Consider the following 18238-nt stretch of genomic DNA (forward strand, 5'->3'; position numbering starts at 1 on the left):
ACCTCTGGAGGTCTCATGTCGGGCGTCGGGCGCACCGAACGGATGCTGATCGACGGCCGGCTGGTGACGGCCGCCGACGGGGGCACCTTCCCCAACGTCAATCCGGCGACCGAAGAGGTGATCGGTGTCACCGCAGACGGGACGGCCGCCGACCTCGACACCGCGATCGCCGCCGCGCGCCGGGCCTTCGACGACGGCGGCTGGTCCACCGACCCGGCGTTCCGGGTCCGGTGCCTGCGGCAGCTCCAGCAGGCGCTGGTCAAGCACGCCGACGAGCTGCGCTCGACCATCGTGGCCGAGACCGGGTCTCCGGTGACGCTCACCCACGGCGCCCAGCTCGACACCCCCGTCGAGGGGCTGGGCTGGGTGGCGGAGCTGGCCGAAGGCTATTCGTGGATCACCGACCTCGGTGTCGCCGAGCCGTACGGCATCCGCTCCCACCGCTACCTCCAGCGGGAGCCGATAGGGGTGATCGGCGCCATCACGCCCTGGAACTTCCCGATGCAGATCAACCTGGCCAAGGTCAGCCCGGCCCTCGCGGCGGGCAACACCGTCGTGCTGAAGCCCGCGCCGGACACCCCGTGGACGGCCACGATGCTCGGCCGCCTGGCCGCGGAGGAGACCGACCTGCCGCCCGGGGTGCTGAACGTCGTGACCTCCTCCCGGCACGAGATCGGCCAGTCGCTCGCCGAGGACGGTCGCGTCGACATGATCTCGTTCACCGGCTCGACCACGACCGGCCGCAAGGTGATGACGGCCGGCGCCGCGAACCTCAAGAAGGTCTTCCTGGAGCTCGGCGGCAAGTCCGCGCTGCTGGCGCTGGACGACGCGAACATGAAGGCCGTGGTCGGCAACGCCGCGTTCCAGATCACCACGCACGCCGGGCAGGGCTGTGCCATCCTCACCCGCCTGGTGCTGCCGCGCGCACGCTACGAGGAGGGCCTCGAGATGCTGGTGGACACGCTGCGCGGCTGGCCGTGCGGTGACCCCACCGACCCCGGTGTGCTGATGGGCCCGCTGATCAGCGAGGTCCAGCGGCGCCGGGTCCTGGGCCACATCGAGCGCGGCGTGGCCGAGGGGGCCCGGGTCGTCCTCGGCGGCGGCATCCCGGCGGGCCTGCCCACCGGCTACCACGTCGAGCCGACGGTGCTGGCGGACGTGCACCCCGACGCGACCGTCGCCCAGGAGGAGATCTTCGGGCCGGTCATCGCCGTCCTGGCCCACGACGGCGACGACGACGCGGTCCGGATCGCCAACAACTCGCGCTACGGCCTGTCCGGCATGGTGATCAGCGCCTCGGCGGAACGCGCCCGCGCGGTGGCCGACCGGGTGCGCACCGGCACCATCTCGGTCAACGGCGGCCTGTTCTACGGTGCCGACGCGCCGTTCGGCGGCTACCGGCAGAGCGGGGTCGGCAGGGAGAGCGGCGTGGCCGGTTTCGAGGAGTATCTGGAGATCAAGACCATCGCCGAGGCCGGCTGAGCAGGTCCGCGCCGATCTGACGCCGGAACCCAGGAAAGGACCATGACCAGTCCATGAGCAGCAGATCTCTGGCCGGCAAGCGGGTCGTCGTGGCGGGTGCCTCCGCGGGCATCGGCCGGGCCATGGCCGTACGCGCGGTCAAGGAGGGCGCACGGGTCCTGGTGTCCGCCCGCCGGAAGGACCGCCTGGACGAGACGTGCGCCGAGGCGGGCGGCGGCGAGCCCGTCGCCGCCGACGTCCGGCGGACGGAGGACTGCGCCCGGCTCGCCGAGTTCGCCCGGGACCGGCTCGGCGGGATCGACGTGCTCGTGGGCTGCGTCGGCGTCGCCACGCTGGGCATGATCGCCGACACCGGCGCGGAGGACTGGCAGCGGGTGTTCGAGACCAACGTCGTGGGCACCCATCAGCTCCTCCAGGCCTGCGCGCCGGTGCTGGCCCCGAGGGCGATCGTGATGTCGCTGTCCTCGGAGACCGTACGGCAGCCGCGCACGGCACTGGGGGCGTACGCCACCAGCAAGGCGGCCCTGGACCGCCTGATCGAGGCCTGGCGCGTCGAGCACCCGCAGATCCGCTTCACCCAGGTCACGGTCGGGGCCACGTTCCCGACCGGCTTCGGCGCCGACTTCGAGCCCGGGCTGCTGACCAGGGCCTTGACCGACTGGAGCGTACGCGGCCTCGCGCAGGAGGAGTTCATGTCCCCCGAGGACGCGGCCGAGGTCCTCCTCGGGGTGATCGCCTCCGCCGCCGACCATCCCGGAGTGGGACTCGACCACCTGGTCATCCGTTCCCCGTCCCCCGTCGTGGGGGCCTTCGACAACGCCGTCGACCGATCCGCGGCCGGTTCCCCCGCCTCTCCCACCGCCGGCTGACCCGTCGACCCGTCCCGAGCAAGGAGCGCCCCATGGTCGAGTACAACCCCTTCGTCCGGGAGACCGTGCACAACCCCTTCCCCGTCTACCGGCGCCTGCGCGACGAGGCCCCCGTGTACCACAACGAGGAGGTCGGCTTCTGGGCGCTCTCGCGGTACGACGACGTGATCGCCGCGCACCTCGACACCGACGTCTTCTCCAGCGCGCACGGGGTGACCATCGAGGGCGCCGACCAGGGAGCCCCCTTCCTGATCGTCAAGGATCCCCCCGAGCACACCCTGCACCGCAAGATCGTCGCCCGGATGTTCACGCCCCGCAGGATCGCCCTGCTGGAGCCCTTCATCCGCCGGACCGCCGCCGACCTGCTCGACAAGGTGCGCGACGCCGACCGGTTCGACCTCGTACAGGACTTCTCCTTCCGGCTTCCGCTGGACGTCATCAGTGAGCTGATCGGCATCCCGGTGGAGGTCCGTGAGCGGATCCACGAGCTCAGCGACCGGATCGCGGTGCGGACCGAGGACATGACCACGTCGCCCGACACCTACGAGGCCAGCGCGGAACTGTGGGCGCTGCTCGCCGAGCTGGTCAAGGCCCGGCGGAGCGACCCCGGCGACGACGTGATCACCCTGCTCATGAACACCGAGGTGGAGGACGAGGACGGCAACCTCCGCTCCCTCAAGGACAGCGAGCTGGCCTCCCGGTTCCTGGAGCTGGCCTTCGCGGGCCACGAGACGGTCGCCAAGCTCATCCCCAACGGGGTCATCGCGCTCAGCTGGTACCCCGACCAGCGGCGCGAACTGGTGGCGGACCCGTCGCTGATCCCGAACGCCGTGGAGGAGATGCTGCGCTGGGACCCGCCCTCGCACTACCAGGGCCGCTGGACGCTGCGCGACGTGGAACTCCACGGCCGGGTCGTCCCGGCCGGGCAGCGGGTCATCCTGATCACCGGCTCAGCCATCCACGACGAGCGCAAGTACCCCGACCCGGAACTGTTCGACATCCACCGCGACATCGACCGCCACGTCAGCTTCGGCTTCGGCCGGCACCTGTGCCTCGGCGCCTCCCTGGCCCGGCTGGAGACGCGGGTGGCGTTCGAGGAGCTGCTCAAGAGGTTCCCGGACTTCACCTTCGACGAACACGGGGTGGAGCGGCACTACTCCAGCAACGTCCGCGGGCTGTCCAGCCTGCCGTTGCTGGTGGAGCGGTCCGCCACGGTCTGAACGGCCGGGCCGCGACGCCCCGCCACGCCCCCGCCAGCCACGGATCTGCCGACCGACCGGGAAGGAACGACCGGCGATGCCCGATCACCCCACCAACCAGGCCATCAACCTGATCAGCGGTGAGTTCTGGGGCCGCGATCCCCACGACGAGTTGCGCTGGATGCGCGAGAACGCCCCCGTGTACCACGACGAGCACAGCGGCGCCTGGGGCATCTCCAAGCACGCGGATCTGAGACGGGTCTCGCGTCTGCCCGAGGTCTTCTCCAGCGCGCAGGGGATCCGGGCCGACACCGGTCCCATGCCGATGATGATCGACATGGACGATCCGGGGCACAAGATGCGGCGCAAGCTGGTCAGCAGCGGATTCACCCCGCGCCGGGTCGCCGACCAGGAGGGCTACCTGCGGCGCGTGTGCGACGAGATCATCGACGAGGTGTGCGAGCGCGGCGAGTGCGACTTCGTGAGCGACGTCGCGGCGGTGCTGCCGCTGATCGTGATCGGCGACGCCCTCGGCGTCGCGCCCACGGACCGCAGCACCCTGCTGACCTGGTCCGACGACATGGTCAGCGCGCTGACCGGCGGCGACGACCTGGACCTGCTGGTGAAGGCCGGTGAGGCGTTCGGCGGCTTCACCGAGTACGCCGGCCGGGCGATCGAGGACCGGCGCGGCTGCCCCCGGGACGACCTGCTGAGCGTCCTGGTCCACGCCGAGGTGGACGGCGACCGGCTCGACCACGACTCGCTGGTGCAGGAGTCGCTGCTCATCCTGATCGGGGGCGACGAGACCACCCGGCACGTGATCTCGGGCGGGATGTACCAGCTGTGCGTCCACCCCGACCAGCGGCGGAAGCTGATCGACGATCCCGCCAAGATCCCCACCGCCGTCGAGGAGATGCTCCGCTGGGTCTCCCCGATCAAGAACATGAACCGCACCGCGACCCGGGACTACGAGCTCCGCGGGCAGCGGATCCGCGAGGGCGACAACGTGCTGCTGCTCTACCCGTCCGCCAACCGGGACGAGGACGTCTTCCCCGATCCCTTCCGCTTCGACGTCGAGCGCACCCCCAACGACCACATCGCCTTCGGCAACGGCCCGCACTTCTGCCTGGGCAACAGCCTCGCCCGGCTCGAACTCAAGGTGATGTTCGAACGGCTGCTGGCCCGGCTGCCCGACATCGAGCCGGTGGAGCAGACCGAGCCCGCCCACCGGCCCGCCAACTTCGTCTCCGGCTACGAGAGCCTCAAGGTCCGGTTCACCCCCGCACCGCGTGTGACGGCTTGAGAAGGGAGCGACCACGTGGACGACCTCCGAGAACTCGGTTTCTACGGGCTCGCCGGGCATTCGGGAACACCCCGTGACCTCATCGCGGAGGTGCGCGAGGGGGAACGGCTCGGCCTGGGCGCGGTCTTCCTCTCCGAACGGTTCAACACCAAGGAGGCCGCGACCCTGTCGGGAGCCGCGGGGGCGGTGAGCGAACGGCTCGGCGTCGCGACCGCGGCGACCAACCACAACACCCGGCATCCGCTGCTCACCGCGACGTTCGCGACGACGATGCACCGGCTGACCGGCGGGCGGTTCGCGCTCGGCCTCGGCCGCGGCTTCGACATGCTGTTCGACGTGATGGGCCTGCCCCGGGTCACCCAGGCCCAGCTGGCCGACTTCATCGGCATCATGCGCCGGCTCTGGCACGGCGAGGCGATCGTGGGCCACGACGGCCCGGCGGGCCGCTTCCCCTACCTCAACCAGGACTCCGCGTTCGACGAGGACATCCCGATCATGCTCACGGCGATGGGCGAGCGGACCCTGGAGTTCGCCGGCGGCGTGGCCGACGGGGTGGTGCTGCACACGTTCTTCACCGACGAGACGCTGGCCCGGGCGGTGGCCTCCGTCCGGCGCGGCGCGGAGCTGGCCGGACGCGACCCCGCGCAGGTGCGGGTGTGGTCGGTGCTGGCCACCGTCGGCGACCACATCGACGAGGAGCTGCGGCTGCGGAAACTGGTCGGCCGGCTGGCCACCTACCTGCAGGGGTACGGTGACCTGCTGGTACGCGTGAACGGCTGGGATCCCGCGGTGCTGGAACGCTTCCGCGCCGACGAACTGGTGGCCGGCTTCCCCGGGGCCTTCGACGCGATCGCCACGACCGAACAGCTCGAGCGGCTGGCAGGGCTGCTCCCCGACGAGTGGCTGGCCGCCTCGGCGACCGGCGGCCCGGAACGCTGCGCCGGCCGGATCGTCGACCAGTTCGGTGCGGGCGCCGACGGGGTGATCCTGCACGGGGTCACCCCCGCCGAGGTGGCGCCCGTGGTCGAGGCCTACCGCAAGGTCCGGCCGAGCGGCCTGAGCGACTCCCCCGACCTCAACCCGGGACGGAGCCGGCCATGACGACCACCACCGTGATCGACGCCCCGGAGCACCTCACCCCGGAGTGGCTGAGCACGGCCCTCGGCACGCCGGTGACCTCGGTCACCTGGGAGGCGGTCGGCTCGGGCCAGATCGGCGCCTGCTACCGGCTCACCCTCGACGGGGCGGGGACGCCCGCGCGGCTCATCGCCAAGCTGGCCGCCGCGGACCCGGCCGCCCGTTCCTTCCTCGGGCCCGCCTACCGCGCCGAGGTCTCGTTCTACCGCGAGCTGGCCGGCACCGTCGCCGTACGGACTCCGGCCTGCCACTACAGCGCCATGGCCGACGACGGCACCACCTTCGTGCTGCTGCTGGAGGACCTCTCGCCGTCCGCGCAGGGCGACCAGCTCGCGGGGTGCACGCCCCGGCAGGCCGCCGACGCCGTGGTCAACCTGGCGGGCCTGCACGGCCCCCGCTGGTGCGATCCGGCGCTGCTGGAGCTGCCCTGGATGAGCGCCGTCGGTGAGGAGGACGCCAGGACCCTGGGCGAGGTCTACCGGCCGGCCACCGACACCTTCGTCGAGCGCTTCGCCGGCGAGCTCTCCGACGCGGACGTGCGGACCCTGCACGACGTCGCGGACCGGGTCGCCGCCTGGGTACTGGGGCGGCCCGAGCGGTTCGGCCTGGTGCACGGCGACTACCGGCTGGACAACCTGCTCTTCCCGCCCGGAGATGAACCGGGTGTGGTGGCGGTCGACTGGCAGACGCTCAGCATCGGGCACCCGGTACGCGACCTGGCGTACTTCCTCGGCACCGGCCTGACGCCCGCGGAGCGAAGGGCTCACGAGCGGTCCCTCGTCGAGACCTACCACTCGGCCCTCACCGCGTACGGTGTCGAGGGCTACGATCCCGGCGAGTGCTTCGAGGACTACCGCTTCGCGGCGCTGCAGGGGCCGCTGATCACCGTGCTCGGCTGCGCGTACGGTGCCCGGACCGAGCGCGGCGACCGGATGTTCCTGACCATGACCACCAGATCCTGCGCGGCGATCCGCGAACTCGGCACCCTCGACCTCATCTGACCACCCGCGATCCGACCCACCGCGAGCCCGGCGTGCCCGGGCGGCCCGGCGAACGCCACTGGAGGACGTACTCGCATGTCCCGCTACCAGACCCTGAAGTACGAGGAGCGCAACGGCGTCGCGTGGGTGACCCTCAACCGGCCCGAGGTGCACAACGCCTTCGACCTGCGGATGCTCCACGAAGTGCACGAGTGCTGGCGCGAGCTGCGGGACAACGACGACGTACGGGTGATCGTCCTCACCGGCGCCGGCGACAAGGCTTTCTGCTCCGGCCTGGACCGCACCGCGGCGGCGGTGGGCGACCCCGACCGGCCCACCGACATCGGCCAGCGCGGCGGCACCCCGCTGCATCACAACGAGCCCGGCGACCTGCTGCCGCCCAAGACCGCGGGCGACCTGTGGAAGCCCGTGATCGCAGCCGTCAACGGCATCGCCTGCGGTGGCGCGTTCTACCTGCTGGGCGAGGTGGAGTTCATCATCGCGGCCGAGCACGCGACCTTCTTCGACCCGCACACCACCTACGGGATGGCCGCGGTCTTCGAACCCATGGCGATGCTGCAGCGCATGCCGCTCGGGGAGGTCATGCGCATGTCGCTGATGGGCTCGCACGAGCGGATGAGCGCCCGGCGCGCGTACGAGGTGGGGCTGGTGCAGGAGGTCGTCCCCGCCGGCGAGCTGCACGAGGCGGCCCGCCGGGCCGCGGAGATCATCGCGTCCCAGCCCCCGCTCGCCGTCCAGACCACCGTGCGGGCCGTGTGGTACGCCCAGGAGCTCGGCTACCGGCAGGCACTCGACGTCGGCAGGACGCTGTTCACGCTGGCCATCGACGACAAGCTGCTCGCCGACGGCCAGCAGGACTTCAGCTCGGGGCGCCGCATCGACTGGCGGCTGCGCTGAGCCCGCGGGGCGCCGCCGGTCCCCGCCGTCGCTCCCGCGTCACCCTGGAGCGGCGGCGGGCCACGGCTCGCAGATGACGACGGGGATCTCCCGGTCGGTCCAGGACCGGTAGGTCTCGAAGTCGGGGTACATCGCGACCAGCCGCGGCCACAGCTCCGCCCGTTCGGCGGCGCCGGCGGTACGGGCCCGCATCCGCCGGACCTCGCGCCGGACCTGCACGGTGATCTCCGGGTCCGCCTCCATGTTGCGGTACCAGAGCGGGTGCCGGGGCAGCCCGCCCTGCGAGGCGACCAGGATCACCCGGTCGCCGTCGGAGAGGAACAGCAGCGGCAGGGTACGGGCGATCCCCGTCTTGCGGCCCCTGGTGGTGACCAGGCAGACCGGCACCCCGCGGGGGAAGGCACTGCCGATCCGCCACTTGCCGCCGACCCGGCCGCCCGTGGCGCGGTAGACGGCGACGTTCAGCCGTGACGCCACCTTGAGGATCCTGGGCACGATCGGCGAGTCGAGCCCGCCGGGGCGTTTCCGGCGCGCGGGCGGGGCCGGCTGGGCTGCGGGCATGTGCTCATCCTGTCCATTCGAAGTCGGGCATGCGCGGCAGCCCGCCCGCCACCAGGGCCTCGGCCTGCTCGGCCAGTCCCGGGGCGTACGCGGGGTGGGTGAGGACCAGGAAGCGCTCGCTCCGCACCGCCTCCACCACCTGGTCGGCCACCATGTCCGGGGAGATGCCCCGTTCGACGGTGGTCGCGATCATCTGTTCCATGAAGGCCGAGTCCTCGCCCGGCTCCGTACCGAGCGACGCGGGCCGGGTGCGCTCGGACTCGTGGATGCGGGTCGTCACCCCGCCGGGACACAGCGCGGAGACCCGCAGCCTCGATCCGCTCAGGGCCAGCTCCTGCGCCAGGCTGAGGCTCGCGGCGAAGGCGGCCCACTTGGACACCGTGTAGGGGGCGGCGCCGGGGCCGGCGAAGAGTCCCGCGACCGAGCAGGTGTTGACGACGTGCCCCTCGGTGTCCTGCTCGATCATGCGCGGCACGAAGGCCCGCACGCCGTGCAGGACGCCCCACAGGTTCACCCGCAGGACCCATTCGAAGTCCGCGGCCGGGCGGGTCCAGAGCCGGCCTCCCATGAAGACGCCCGCGTTGTTGCACAGCAGGTGCACCGCGCCCAGCTCGGCGAACGTGCGCTCGGCGAACGCCGTCACCGAGTCCTCCGCGCCCACGTCGGTGACCTGGGCGATGACCTCGGCGCCGATCTCGGCCGCGGTCTTCCGGGTCCCCTCCAGGGGGCCTTCCTCGATGTCGGCCAGGGCCAGGCTCATGCCCTCGGCGGCGAACCTGAGCGCCAGCGCTCGCCCGATGCCGCTGCCCGCACCCGTCACCACCGCGACCCTGCCGTGGAACTCGCGCATGAGATCTCCCGCCTCCCGCCCGGCAGCCCGACCGTGACGGCACTGTCCGTGGGCTAGGCAAGCACCGTAATCGAGGTCCATCAGTCCATCAAGTATCAATTATCCAGATATGGAGGTCGATGGTGGTCAGGGTCGTGCCCGTGGCTGGCCGTGGCCGCCCGGCCTCTGGTGAAATGAGCGGATGCGGACGCATGGGTGGCAGGGTGATCCGCCTGCCTCTGACAAGGACGCGTGCCAACGGATCATCGCCGCCACCAAGCGCTGCGTCGAACGGCAGGGCCTGCGGCACACCGGCTTCAGCGACGTCGCCGCGGAGCTGGGCGTGACCCGGGCCACCGTCTACCGCTACTTCCGCAACATCGGCGACCTGCTGAAAGCCACCACGCTGACCGCCGCCGGCGAGTTCCTGGACCGGCTGGTCGATCAGATCGCCCCCGTCACGGACCCCGGCGAGGCGCTGATCGAGGCGATGGCGTTCACCATCGAGGAGCTGCCCCGGGAGCCGTTCGTCGGGGTGCTGATGGAGGTCAGTGCGGACCCGGGGGTGATCGAGGATCTGTTCTCCCCGCTCTCGGTGGCCTTTGCCCGGGCGACGCTGGAGCGGTTCCCGGTTGACTGGCGGGAGCACGGATACGGGCCGGACGACATGGCGGGCCTCGCGGAATACCTGCTGCGGCTGCTGCACTCCTTCCTTCCCGAGCCGGGGCGGCCCGCCGTCCCCGGCGATCCCCGGCCGTTCCTGCGCCGGTGGGTCCTGCCCGCTTTCGCCGCGCAGTCGCGGCCGGTGGCGGGCGCTGACGGGCGGTCACGCGCGGAGCCGGTCTGACGGTCCCGGGGCGGGCCGGCCTCCGCGTCTCCGGGCAGGGGCCTGCGCCGCGGGGCCGAGCATCCGCCCGGCGCCCTCCACAGGCTCGGCCTGGCGGGCGGCGAGCGCCTCGGCGTACAGCACGATCTCCATCTGGAACCTCCATACGGGGTCGCGGAGCAGGTCGCCGAACAGTTTCTGGATCCGGTGCAGCCGGTAGCGGACGGTCTGCGGGTGGACGTGCAGGCGATCGGCGAGGTCGGGCGCGCTGCCGCCGGTGCTGAGCCAGATCAGCAGGGTCTCGGTGAGCCGCTGCCGCTGCATGGGCTTGAGCCCGGCCAGCGGCGCGAACCTCTGCCGGGTGAGCAACCGGACGATGCCCTCGGCACCGAAGATCATGAGTGTGTGCAGGTGCAGGTCACAGCGGATCAGCTCGGAGGCGGGCAGCACGCCCCGGCGGGCCAGCCCGATGGCCTGACGGGCGAGCACCAGCGAGAGCGGGACCTCCGCGAGCGGGACACTGGGGCCCATCGCCACCAGGGCCGTGCCGTCGAAGGCACGGCGCAGCGCCTCGAAGCGGCCGGGGCCGTCGGCGTCCGGCACCACCAGGCAGGGATCGCGGCGGTCGAGGTCCATCAGGACGTCGGTGCCGACCAGCGGTGAGACGGCGTGCGTCTCTCCCCATCGGGCGTCGAGGGCGATGACCGCGACGGTGCGGGGCAGCCGCCACTGCGCCTCGCCCGCCAGCCTGGCGAGGGATTCGGACGCGACGCCCGGCTGTTCGGCCAGCAGCGCCGACAGCAGCCGGCGCCGGCGGCGGTCCAGGCTGTCGCCGTCCCGGTCCCGCGCCTGGGCATAGCCGCGCAGGCCGTGCACGGCCAGCCCGTCGAAGTAGACGAAGACCGCCTCCGCCAGGGCGTGCACGGTCTCGACGTCCAGCCCGGCCCGGCGGGCGGCGTCGGCGAACCGCCGCCAGCACACCCGGGCGGCGATCCGGTAGTCACGGCGGACCGCCTCCGGCGTACGGCCGGCGCGCTGGTCGAGGCGGCCGGCCGCGCACAGCGCCCCGGCATCGGCACAGGCCGGGCCGCACGGAGCCGCACCGCCCGCGCATCGCTGGCCGTCGCAGGCGGGGGCGCGCGGGTCGGCGGGGGTCTCGATCAGATCGACGAGCCGGTGCACGAGCTGCTCGGCGAGCGAGCCGTCGAGGCCGCCTTCGGCCGGCGCGCCGAGCGCGGAGGTCTCGGTGCCGAGCTGCGCGAGGATCTCCTGGGCGACCGCCCACGCCTCCGGACGCAATACGTCGGCCAGCCCCGCGGGGAGCACGGACCAGGGCGGGGTGAGCCCCGTCTGCGGGGCCGGCAGGGTCTGCAAGGTCGGGTCGGTCATGGCCGCCTCTCGATCATGAATAATCGCGATACTGCAACCGGTGACCCGCGCCCTGCCCGCGTCTCGCCCGGTTTCGCACCGGGCGGGACCGCAGTGCCGACACGGTAGACGCCGGGGCGGAGCGCCGTCAACGGACCCCGATCCGCTACGGGCCACCCGGAACCGCCCCGCGGCACGGGCATCGGCGAGCGAACATCCTGGTCACGACCGCGGCGTCGCCGAGCCGGTCGCGGCGGGCTGCCAGACTAGAAAGCAAATAACAGATAAAATATTGACAGAACAGCTTGGCCGGGCGTGTACTGTCGTCGTCCCTCGCGGACGGCACCGTACCCGCGCCCAGGTGCCGCCGAAGCGACGGGACCGCGCCGGCGACACCAGGGAGCGGCCATGCGATGAACCAGATCGGGCTAGGCCGCTTTCGTACCTCGCGTCCTTGCGCCGCCCGACCACCTGAACTAACGTCTGGACATGTGTCCGGAAAATCGATCGGCGTGATGACCGAGCCCACCCGGCGGCGGCTGACCGACCGGCAGGCCGATACCGTCCGCCGGCTGACCGACGCCGCCGTCGAGGAGCTGCGCGAGTCCGGCTACGACGGCCTGACCGTCCGCAACGTCGCCCGGCGGGCCGGAGTCGCCGCCGCCACGGCGTACACCTATTTCGCCTCGAAGAACCACCTCATCACCGAGGTGTTCTGGCGGCGGCTGACGGCGCTCCCGCCGGTCCCCGCCGATGATGACCCGCCCGCCGACCGGGTGGTCGCCGTGCTGCGCGAGATCACCCTGCTGCTCTCGGACGAGCCCGCCCTGGCGGCGGCCTGCACGACCGCCATGCTCGGCTCCGACCCCGACGTACAGGAACTGCGGTCGCGCATCGGAGTGGCCATCCGCCACCGGCTGCTGGACGCCCTCGGCGCGGACCCCGAGCCCCGGGTGCTCGCGGGGCTGGAAATGATCTACACCGGTGCCATGGTCCATGCCGGTATGGGTCACACCTCGTACACCGCCATCGCGGGCCAGCTCTCCGAAGTGGCTCGACTGATCGTGAGGTAGCCGCCGTGGACCCCTCCCCCCAGGTCTCCTACAACCCGTACGACTACGTGATCCACGAGGACCCGTACCCCACGTACCACCGCCTCCGCGAGGAGGCACCGCTCTACCGCAACACCGACCTCGGCTTCTGGGCGCTCTCCCGCCACGCCGACGTGGCGGGCGCCTTCCGGGATCACGAGCGGTACTCCAACATCAACGGGGTCACCCTGGACCCCAGCGCCTGGAGCCCGAAGGCGCACCGGACGATGTCCTTCCTGGCACTCGACCCGCCCACGCACACCCGGATGCGGACACTGGTCTCGAAGGGCTTCACCCCCCGGCGGGTGCGCGACCTGGAGGCCGGCATCCTCGCCCTGACCAGGCGTTATCTGGAGCCGGCACTGGAAGCCGGCGAGTTCGACGCGATCGGGGACTTCGCCGGCAGACTGCCGATGGACGTCATCTCCGAGATGATGGGCGTTCCCGAGCCCGATCGGGACGAGGTGCGCCGGCTGGCCGACCTGGTCGTGCACCGCGAGGAGGGGCTCAACGACGTCCCGCCCGCGGGCATGGACGCCGCCCTGACCCTGGTCGGCTACTACCAGGACATGGTCGCCGCGCGGAAGGCGAACGCGACGCAGGACCTGACCTCCGCGCTGCTGGCGGCGGAGGCCGACGGCGACCGGCTCGACGAGCAGGAGATCATCGCCTTCCTCTTCCTGATGGTGGTGGCGGGCAACGAGACCACCACCAAGCTGCTGGCCAACTCCCTCTACTGGGGCTGGCGGCATCCGGACCAGCTCGCCAAGCCGCTCGACGACCCGGGCCGGGTGCCCGACTGGGTGGAGGAGACCCTTCGCTACGACACCTCCAGCCAGATGCTCGCCCGCACGGTCACCAAGGACACCGAGCTGTACGGGCAGACCGTGCCGGCGGGCGACCGGATGCTGCTGCTCGTCGGCTCCGCCAACCGTGATCCCCGGGTCTTCACCGACCCCGACGTCTACGACCTCGACCGGGACACCTCGCAGCTGATCAGTTTCGGCGGGGGGCGGCACTTCTGCCTCGGCGCCAACCTGGCCCGGCTGGAGGCCCGCATCGCGCTGACCGAGTTCGCCCGCCAGGTCAGGGCGTACGAGATCGACGCCGCGAACGCCGTACGGGTGCACTCGGTCAACGTCCGCGGCTTCGCCACCCTGCCCATCAAGGTGGTACGCGCATGACCTCGGGGCGATTTCTCCAGCTTGGTCCTTGCGCTGCGTCCTGGCGTGAACGGTAGTCTGGACATGTGTCCAGAACAATCGGCCGCTTGCTTGATTCCGGGCCTTCCCGGTCCTCGCCGGACATGGCCGGGCTCGTGGAAGACCTGGAGACCAGTCGATCGCGGAGGGAGTCCCCATGAGGTTCGAGGGCAAGGTCGCGATCGTGACCGGCGCCGCACAGGGCATCGGCGAGGCCTACGCGCGGGCGCTCGCCGCCGAGGGCGCGAGCGTCGTGGTGGCCGACCTCAGCGACAAGGGCGCGGCGGTCGCCGATGAGATCAAGGGACTGTACGTCCACACCGACGTCTCCGACCCCGCCTCGGTGCGGGCACTGGCGGCGGCGGCCGTCGAGCACTACGGCGGCATCGACTTCCTGGTCAACAACGCCGCCATCTTCGGCACGATGAAGCTGGACTTCCTGTTCACCGTGGACTGGGACTACTACCGGAAGTTCATGTCGGTCAACATGGACGGCGCACTGCTCTGCGCGCGGGCCTGCTACCCGGCGATGCAGGAGCGGGGCGGCGGTGTGATCATCAATCAGTCCTCCACCGCCGCCTGGCAGTACGCCGGCTTCTACGGGCTGGCCAAGGTCGGCGTCAACGGCATCACCCAGCAGCTCGCCCACGAGCTGGGTTCGCTGGGCATCCGGGTCAACGCGATCGCCCCCGGCCCGATCGACACCGAGGCCAATCGCACGGTCGTCCCGGGTGGCATGTCGCAGAAGATCGTGAAGGACAAGCTGGCGATCAAGCGGATGGGCACGCCGCAGGACCTGGTGGGGATGTGCCTGTTCCTGCTCTCGGACGAGGCCTCCTGGATCACCGGCCAGATCTTCAACGTCGACGGCGGCGAGGTGTTCCGCGCGTGATCGACGGAGCTTCCCCCGGTGACGGCGGCCCCCCGGAGGCCGAACGCGCTCGGACCGTCGGGTGGATCGGGCTCGGCCAGATGGGTGCGCCGATGGCGACGCATCTGACGAAGGGCGAGTACGGCCTGATCGTGTACGACACCCGGGCCGAGGCGGTGGCCCCGCTGGTGGACCTGGGCGCGAAGAGCGCCGCGGGCCCGGCCGAGGTGGCCCGTGCCGCCCAGCTCATCTCGGTGATGGTGCGCGACGACGACCAGGTCGACGAGGTGGCCGGGGAGCTCATCCCCGCGGCCCGGCCGGGCACCGTGCTCGCGATCCACTCCACCATCCGGGCCGAGACGGCGATCCGGCTCGCCGCGCGGGCGCAACCGTACGGCGTCCACGTCGTCGACGCACCGGTCAGCGGCAGCTTCGTCGGCGCGACCGCCGGCAGCCTCGCGGTCATGGTCGGCGGCACCGTTGAGGCCTTCGAGCGCTGCCGGGAACCGTTCGGCGCCTGGGCCGGTCTGGTCCTGCACGTGGGCCCGGTCGGAGCTGGCACCCACCTCAAACTGGCCCGCAACCTGCTGCAGTTCGCCGCCTTCACGGCCGCGGCCGAGGCGCAGCGGCTGGCCGAGGCCGCCGGTGTCTCGCTGCGCAAGCTGGGCCGGGTGGTGCGGCACTCCGACGCCATCACGGGCGGACCCGGGTCGATCATGCTCCGGTCGAGCACCGAGCCGCTGGACCCGCAGGACCCGCTGTACGAGATCATGCGCCACGTGCAGGCCCTCGGCGAGAAGGACCTGACCCTGGCACTCGAGATGGCGGAGGGGCTCGGCGTCGACACCCCGTTCGCCCGGATGTCCCTCGACCTGTTCGCCACCGGCCTAGGCCTAGCCCCCACCCCCGAACCCACTCCCCCGCCGTGATCATGCAATCGTTCGTCGATTGATTGCATGATCACGCCTGGAGGTCGTCCGACCATGTTCCGGAAGGGAAGCCGCTGTGGGCGATGAGCAGCGCGAGCGCGGCCTGGAGATGATGGGCCGGGTGTACGGGTGGGAGGTCGGGGACTCGCCGGGCGACTTCTTCGGCATCACCGTGGACCATCTGTTCGGCGACATCTGGACCCGGCCCGGTCTGAGCATGCGGGAACGCCGACTGCTGCTGATCGGAGTGCTGGCCGGTCAGGGGCTCAACGACGTCCTGGACCTCCAGCTCCCAGCGGCCCTGGACAACGGCGAACTCGACGCGGACGAGCTCCGGGAGATCGTCATCTTCCTCACCCACTACATCGGCTGGCCGCTCGGCGCCAAGCTCAACACCCAGGTCGAGCGGTACATCGCCAAGCACGAGAAGAAGCAGCACTGAGCCCGTCCGTTCGGCCTCGGCCCGTAGTGAGCCTCCATGCCGCAGCCTTCGAGCGGGAATATCACGGAACGTGACTACTCTGCTACAGGATTCTGGCAGAGTAAAGGCCCGGTAAATGGGACGGCCCCTCCGAAGAGGGGCCGTCGGGCCAGGGAGGGTAGTCCCTGGCGGGGTATGCAACCAGGATAGGCCAGGGTCTCCGTGTCCAACAACCAGAACTCAGAATCCACCCGCGTCGCGGTCTACGTGGACGGCTTCAACCTCTACCACGGCATCCACGGGCGCTGGGGCCGCAAATATCTGTGGCTCGACCTCGAAGCACTGGGCCATCGGCTGATCCGGCCGCCACAGTCGCTCGTCGCCGCCCGCTACTTCAGTGCTCCGGTCCGCAATGACCCGGAGTCGGCCGCACGCCAGAAGCTTTACCTGAGAGCACTGAGGACGCGTCCGACCGTCGACGTCACCCTGGGCCGCTTCCAGCAAAAGCATCCCTATTGCCGATCTTGTGGTGCGACCTGGACGAGTTACGAGGAGAAGGAGACGGACGTGTCGATCGCGGTGGCACTGGTCGAGGACAGCGTCAACGATCTCTTCGACACCGCCGTCCTGATCTCGGCCGACAGCGATCTGTGCCCGGGGATCCGGGCGATGCGGCGGCTCACCCCGCAGCGAAGGATCATCACCGTCTTCCCGCCCGGGCGCAGGTCGGACGCGCTGCGCAGGGCGTGCGACGGAGTACGCCACCTGGACGAGGCGACGCTTCGCCAGTCGCAACTGCCGGACTCTGTCCCGGGCCCTTCAGGGCTGGTCTACAAGCGACCCGCGCACTGGAACTGACCCTTAAAGATCAAGGCCACGGCCCTGCCAAGGTCGTGGTGCATGCTCTCGCGCCCGGTGGCGGGGCGGGTGCTGTTCTCCCATCGCTTTGCCGTGACCACCCTGGCGCGGCCTGCCGGCCGAGCGCCCCGAGGCCGCATATCGGTGGTCACGGCAAACCCACACGGCCGAACCCGAGCGACCACACGAACCCGAGCGACCACGCGACCCCAAGCCGCGTATCGGTGGTCACGGCGAACGCGCCGATCAACACCCGGGCGACCTCCGGACCACACGACCCCGAGCCGCCTACCAGTGGTCACGACAACCCCACCGCTCGAAACCCGGGCGACCTTCCGACCACACGCCCCCGGCCGCGTATCGGTGGTCAGGGCAATGCGATTCGAAGACGGCACCGACCGGCCGCTCTGGAACAGACGGATAGGCATTCGCGAGGTGGGGCCGGCCCACCGCGGATCGCGCTAGGGGTCAGGCCGCCCCGGTCTTGACCTGGGTGGTGAAGCGGCGCCAGGTCGCGTGGGGGAAGACGAGGGCGGGGCTGATGATCACGGCACCTTCCCGACCCCGACCGGCAAGGCGACCTGGTTCGAGGTCGTGGGCGTGGCCCGAACGGCCCCAGGGCGTGCCGGACTAGGCCGCCCGGTTGGGGTCGGGCATCAGCATCGGACCGGTGATCCGGAAACGCTCGACGCCGCGTTTGGTGAGGTTGATCCGCAGGTCGATCCAGCCGGCCCGGGCGGAGTCGAGGCAGTCCCCGGTTTCCACCTCGGGAAAGTGCAGGTCACCGACCGAGAGCTTGGCGCCGAGCGCGTGCACCGGCAGCATGATCCGCGATCCGGCGGTGAGCCGGGCGATGGAGCAGCCGCCGATCTGACGTCCGCGTTCCACCGACCGTACGGCCTGCGCGGCGAGGGGCTCGTACGCGGCCAGGCCCGGCCGGACATGACCGAGCAGCACCCCGTCCGAACCGTCCTCGATCGGGCCGGTCTCTCCGCCCCGCCCGTTCGCCACCCAGCTGGACTCCACCAGCCCGGCCCGTTCCAGCCCGGTCTCCTCCGACCTCAGGGACTCGGCGCCGGGGGCGCAGCCGATGATGCCGGGATGTGCGGCGCCCGCGTAGCGGCCGTCGGAGCGGCCGAGAGCCAGAATGTCGACCACGATCACATCGCCCGGCTGCGCTCCCACGACCGAGAGCGGGCCACACAGGATCGCGTCGGCATTGGGATCGCGCTCGTCGAGATCCCAGCGGCTCTGGCATTCCATCCGTACCGACCCACCGGAGATCACCTCGGCGACGGCCGGGATGTCGGGATGCCAGCGGTTGTGGCCTGGCACGGCGCGGGCGTCCCGCTGGGGAACGGTCGGACGCAGCCACGCGGATGAGGCAGGCGGCG

At 71.3% G+C, this 18238-nt stretch carries 18 protein-coding genes; 14 read left to right on the top strand and 4 right to left on the bottom strand.

Going from position 1 to position 18238, the window contains the following annotated elements:
- The first annotated feature begins 15 nt into the window (after nt 1-15).
- The 7 genes from ACRYCC_RS36950 to ACRYCC_RS36980 all read left to right on the top strand — a co-directional run bounded on the left by ACRYCC_RS36950 (nt 16) and on the right by ACRYCC_RS36980 (nt 7888).
- On the top strand, nt 16-1482 hold the full coding sequence (locus tag ACRYCC_RS36950; protein ID WP_433818709.1) for an aldehyde dehydrogenase: 1467 nt from the start codon (nt 16-18) through the stop codon (nt 1480-1482).
- Between the two features lie 53 nt (nt 1483-1535).
- Nucleotides 1536-2351 (top strand): SDR family oxidoreductase, encoded by an 816-nt coding sequence (locus tag ACRYCC_RS36955; protein WP_433818710.1) that lies wholly within the window; start codon nt 1536-1538, stop codon nt 2349-2351.
- Nucleotides 2352-2383: 32 nt separating this feature from the next.
- The gene (locus tag ACRYCC_RS36960) at nt 2384-3571 is read left to right on the top strand and encodes a cytochrome P450 (RefSeq protein ID WP_433818711.1); all 1188 of its coding nucleotides are present in this window, start codon (nt 2384-2386) and stop codon (nt 3569-3571) included.
- 76 nt (nt 3572-3647) lie between these two features.
- The gene (locus ACRYCC_RS36965) at nt 3648-4853 is read left to right on the top strand and encodes a cytochrome P450 (RefSeq protein WP_433818712.1); all 1206 of its coding nucleotides are present in this window, start codon (nt 3648-3650) and stop codon (nt 4851-4853) included.
- 15 nt (nt 4854-4868) lie between these two features.
- Complete coding sequence (locus ACRYCC_RS36970) at nt 4869-5954, top strand: TIGR03857 family LLM class F420-dependent oxidoreductase (RefSeq protein WP_433818713.1); 1086 nt, start codon at nt 4869-4871, stop codon at nt 5952-5954.
- Nucleotides 5951-6991 carry a phosphotransferase family protein gene (locus ACRYCC_RS36975; RefSeq protein WP_433818714.1) on the top strand — a complete coding sequence of 347 codons (1041 nt, stop codon included), beginning with the start codon at nt 5951-5953 and terminating at the stop codon, nt 6989-6991. Before ACRYCC_RS36970 ends, ACRYCC_RS36975 begins: the two co-directional genes overlap by 4 nt.
- Before the next feature lie 75 nt (nt 6992-7066).
- Nucleotides 7067-7888: an enoyl-CoA hydratase/isomerase family protein gene (locus ACRYCC_RS36980; RefSeq protein ID WP_433818715.1), complete on the top strand. Its 822-nt coding sequence runs from the start codon at nt 7067-7069 to the stop codon at nt 7886-7888.
- Between the two features lie 39 nt (nt 7889-7927).
- Here ACRYCC_RS36980 and ACRYCC_RS36985 read toward each other — a convergent pair whose 3' ends face one another.
- A complete protein-coding gene (locus ACRYCC_RS36985) occupies nt 7928-8449 on the bottom strand; it encodes a nitroreductase family deazaflavin-dependent oxidoreductase (protein ID WP_433818716.1) in 522 nt (173 codons plus the stop codon).
- Nucleotides 8450-8453: 4 nt separating this feature from the next.
- Nucleotides 8454-9299, bottom strand: coding sequence for an SDR family NAD(P)-dependent oxidoreductase (locus tag ACRYCC_RS36990; RefSeq protein ID WP_433818717.1), 846 nt, complete (start codon nt 9297-9299; stop codon nt 8454-8456).
- Between the two features lie 181 nt (nt 9300-9480).
- On the opposite strand from ACRYCC_RS36990, the gene ACRYCC_RS36995 reads away from it, so the two are divergent.
- Nucleotides 9481-10125 (top strand): TetR/AcrR family transcriptional regulator, encoded by a 645-nt coding sequence (locus ACRYCC_RS36995; RefSeq protein ID WP_433818718.1) that lies wholly within the window; start codon nt 9481-9483, stop codon nt 10123-10125.
- Here ACRYCC_RS36995 and ACRYCC_RS37000 read toward each other — a convergent pair.
- Nucleotides 10105-11493, bottom strand: a complete 1389-nt coding sequence (locus ACRYCC_RS37000) for a PucR family transcriptional regulator (RefSeq protein WP_433818719.1) — start codon at nt 11491-11493, stop codon at nt 10105-10107. The two genes, ACRYCC_RS36995 and ACRYCC_RS37000, sit on opposite strands and share 21 nt — an antisense overlap.
- Nucleotides 11494-11963: 470 nt before the next feature.
- Between ACRYCC_RS37000 and ACRYCC_RS37005 the strand changes: the two genes are divergently transcribed.
- From ACRYCC_RS37005 to ACRYCC_RS37030, 6 genes are all read left to right on the top strand, one after another.
- Nucleotides 11964-12545, top strand: coding sequence for a TetR family transcriptional regulator (locus ACRYCC_RS37005; RefSeq protein ID WP_433818720.1), 582 nt, complete (start codon nt 11964-11966; stop codon nt 12543-12545).
- A 5-nt stretch (nt 12546-12550) separates the two neighbouring features.
- On the top strand, nt 12551-13747 hold the full coding sequence (locus ACRYCC_RS37010) for a cytochrome P450 (RefSeq protein ID WP_433818721.1): 1197 nt from the start codon (nt 12551-12553) through the stop codon (nt 13745-13747).
- Nucleotides 13748-13922: 175 nt separating this feature from the next.
- The gene (locus ACRYCC_RS37015) at nt 13923-14657 is read left to right on the top strand and encodes an SDR family oxidoreductase (RefSeq protein WP_433818722.1); all 735 of its coding nucleotides are present in this window, start codon (nt 13923-13925) and stop codon (nt 14655-14657) included.
- Nucleotides 14654-15565, top strand: a complete 912-nt coding sequence (locus tag ACRYCC_RS37020) for an NAD(P)-dependent oxidoreductase (RefSeq protein ID WP_433818723.1) — start codon at nt 14654-14656, stop codon at nt 15563-15565. Before ACRYCC_RS37015 ends, ACRYCC_RS37020 begins: the two co-directional genes overlap by 4 nt.
- Nucleotides 15566-15641: 76 nt before the next feature.
- Nucleotides 15642-16007: a carboxymuconolactone decarboxylase family protein gene (locus tag ACRYCC_RS37025; protein ID WP_433818724.1), complete on the top strand. Its 366-nt coding sequence runs from the start codon at nt 15642-15644 to the stop codon at nt 16005-16007.
- 201 nt (nt 16008-16208) lie between these two features.
- Nucleotides 16209-16844: an NYN domain-containing protein gene (locus ACRYCC_RS37030; protein WP_433818725.1), complete on the top strand. Its 636-nt coding sequence runs from the start codon at nt 16209-16211 to the stop codon at nt 16842-16844.
- A 630-nt stretch (nt 16845-17474) separates the two neighbouring features.
- Here the strand turns inward: ACRYCC_RS37030 and ACRYCC_RS37035 are convergent.
- A complete protein-coding gene (locus ACRYCC_RS37035) occupies nt 17475-18179 on the bottom strand; it encodes an acetamidase/formamidase family protein (RefSeq protein ID WP_433818726.1) in 705 nt (234 codons plus the stop codon).
- Nucleotides 18180-18238: the final 59 nt, after the last annotated feature.

The organism is Actinomadura scrupuli (assembly GCF_050971785.1).
GTDB lineage: Bacteria > Actinomycetota > Actinomycetes > Streptosporangiales > Streptosporangiaceae > Actinomadura_E > Actinomadura_E scrupuli.